The 2965-nt window shown below is 41.3% G+C and carries 1 protein-coding gene; it reads left to right on the forward strand.

What is annotated here, in order from left to right; genetic code table 11:
* Nucleotides 1-46: 46 nt before the first annotated feature.
* Nucleotides 47-2965 (forward strand): cell wall-binding protein (locus HT709_RS12110; protein WP_172925745.1); only part of this gene is annotated, 2919 nt, incomplete at its 3' end.

The following is a 2965-nucleotide window of genomic DNA, read 5'->3' on the forward strand; positions in this document are numbered from 1 at the left end:
TCAGGTGATTCAGGTGATTAAAAATAATAATAAAGAGGTGACCTAAATGGGGAAGAAAAAGATGATTTTTGCTAGCCTAGCCAGTGCGGTAGTTTTAGGGGCTAGTCTTACTAGCGTTCAGCAATTGGCTGTAAAAGCTGATGAATCAAATACTACTAACACTAGCAAAGCATCCGAAAAATCTAAAAAGGATCTTGAAAAAGCGGAAGAAGCTAGAAAAGAAGCTGAAGCTAAAGTTGCTGAACTACAGAAAAAAGTAGAGGAAGCGAAAGCCAAAGCTGAAGAAGCTACTAAGAAAGCGAAATCCGAAGCAGATGAGGCTAAAGCTGCAGATGAGGCAAAAGCAAAAGCTGAAAAAGCTAAACAGGCTGCTGATGCTGAGCTAGCTGCTGCTAAAAAGGAAGAAGCTGAAGCTAAAGAAGCAGTGATGAAGGCGTTGACAGAACTTGAAAAGGATGCCGAAGCTAAAATTAAGGCGGATGACAAGATTACTGACAAAGAAGCAGCTATTAAAAAAGTAAAAGAGAGAATCGGTAAAGAAGATTTACTAAAAGCAATTGAAAATGGTCAAATCAAGGCTAGTGATGTTGTGAAGGAATTGCCAACAAAGGAAGATGAAAATCCAGTTATTACTAGCAAAGACTCTTCTCTTCCTGAAGAGATAAAAGCTAAAATCAAAAAAGCCGAGGAGGCTGATGCCAAACGTCCACAATCCGAAAAACTGCAAGATAAGGCGGATCAATTGGGGGATGAAATTGACTCTCTAACCAAGCAAGCTAATAAGGCCAAAGCCGAAGCTGAGAAAAAAGCTGCAACTCTGGTAGAAGAAGAGAAAAAACTAGAAGAAGCGAAAGCAGCTCATGAAGCTGCACAAGCTGAATTTGAAAAGGCTGTAGCACTGGCTGAGTCTTATAAAGAAGATATTGATGCTCGTGTTGACGACTTCAATGACACTCTCAAAAAAGCAAAGGAAGCGAGAGACAAAGACCCAGAAGCGAAAGCGAAATATGAGCTTGAAGCTGTCTTGACGCAATTTGAGAAGGCTGCAGAAGATGAAATTAATGCTAACGACAAGATTAAGGACAAAGCAGCGGCTATTCAAGCAGCTAAAGCGGCAATCGGTAAGGAAGATTTACTAAAAGCGATTGAAAGTGGTGCTATCAAGGCTACCGATGTTTTGAAAGACTTGCCAACAGAGGAAGATGAAAAGACCCCTGCTGTTAAGGATAATCCTGATGTTGTCTATAGGTCAAAAGACAAGCTTTCTGAAGATAAAAAAGAAAAAGTTGACAAAGCGGAAGAAGCAGACAAGAAACGTCCAGAGTCAGAAAAACTGCAAGACAAGGCGGATCAATTGGAAGATGGAATTGATTCTCTAACCAAGCAAGCCAATAAACTCAAAGCTGACTTTGAGAAAAAACTTAAAGAACTTGAAAAGAAAACAGAGGGTTCAGAAGAATATAATAAACTCAAAGCTGAGCTTGATGAGGACTATGAAGTTCTGAAATCTTATAAGGATGAAATTGATTCTCGTACCGAGGAACTCAACAAGACTCTTGAGCAGATAGAAGAAATGAAGAGTCCAGAACAGAAAAAAGAAGATCAAGCCAAAGCTGATCTTGAAGAAGCCTTGACAGAGCTTGAAAAGGCTGCAGAAGCTAAAATTAGAGAAGATAACAGTATTACTGATAAGGAAGCGGCTATTCAAGCAGCCAAGGCGGCAATCGGTAAGGAAGATTTACTAGACGCAATTGAAAGTGGTGCTATCAAGGCTAGTCAAGTTTTGGATGAGTTACCAACAGAGAATGCTAAACCTGCCCCTAAAAGTGAGGATATGGTTGGTAATAAAGATTCTCTCTCTGAAGATTTGAAAAAGAAAATTGAGCAAGCTGAAGCTGCAGACAACGCACGTCCAGAGTCAGAAAAGCTGCAAGACAAGGCGGATCAATTGGGAGATGAAATTGACTCTCTAACCAAGCAAGCTAATAAAGCCAAAGCCGATCTTGAGCAAAAAGCTAAAACTCTTGAGGAACAAAAAAGAAAACTCAAAGAAGCGGAAGAAGCTCGTGCAGCAGCAGAAGCTGAATTTAACCAGGCGGATGCCCTTGTCGAATCTTACGCAGAAGATATTAATTCTCGTGTTGATGACTTCAATAAGACCCTTGAAGAAGTAAAGGAAGCAAAAGCTAAGGAACCAGCTAAAACGGAAGAAGAAACTCCAGCTCAACCCCAAGAAGAAGCAGATGCTAGAATTGCGGAGTTAGAGCAAAAAGCAGCAGAATCGAAGAAAACAGCTGATGATGCGACTGCTAAGGCTGAAAAAGAAAATAATGAAGCAAGAGCAGCTGAAAATTCAAAAGCTGAAGCTGAACAAGCTCAAACAGCTGCTGAAGCTGAACTAGAGAAGGCTAAAGCTGAGGCTGAAAAAGCAAAAGCAAAAGTTGAAGAGCTTGAAAAAGCAGAAAAAGCTGATCAGGAATCAGCTCCAGCAGCTCCAGAAGAACCAGCTAAACCAGCGGAAGATTCAATGCCAGCTCCAGAAGAACCAGCTAAACCAGCGGAAGATTCAATGCCAGCTCCAGCAGCTCCAGAAGAACCAGCTAAACCAGCGGAAGATTCAATGCCAGCTCCAGCAGGCGGTTCAATGGGTACAGGTTTCTTATTCGGCAACTCTTCATTCTACTACCTCAACAGTAATAGTTCTATGACGAGAGGTTGGAAAAAAGAAAATGGAATGTGGTACTTCTACAATACTGATGGTTCAATGGCCACAGGATGGTTGCTAGACAATGGTTCATGGTACTACCTCAATAGTAATGGTTCAATGGCCACAGGATGGTTGCTATACAATGGCTCATGGTACTACCTCAATAGTAATGGCTCAATGGCCACAGGATGGTTACTAGACAATGGTTCATGGTACTACCTCAATAGTAATGGCTCAATGGCCACAGGATGGTTGCTA

Source organism: Streptococcus sp. 1343 (genome assembly GCF_013277355.1).
Taxonomy (GTDB): domain Bacteria; phylum Bacillota; class Bacilli; order Lactobacillales; family Streptococcaceae; genus Streptococcus; species Streptococcus pseudopneumoniae.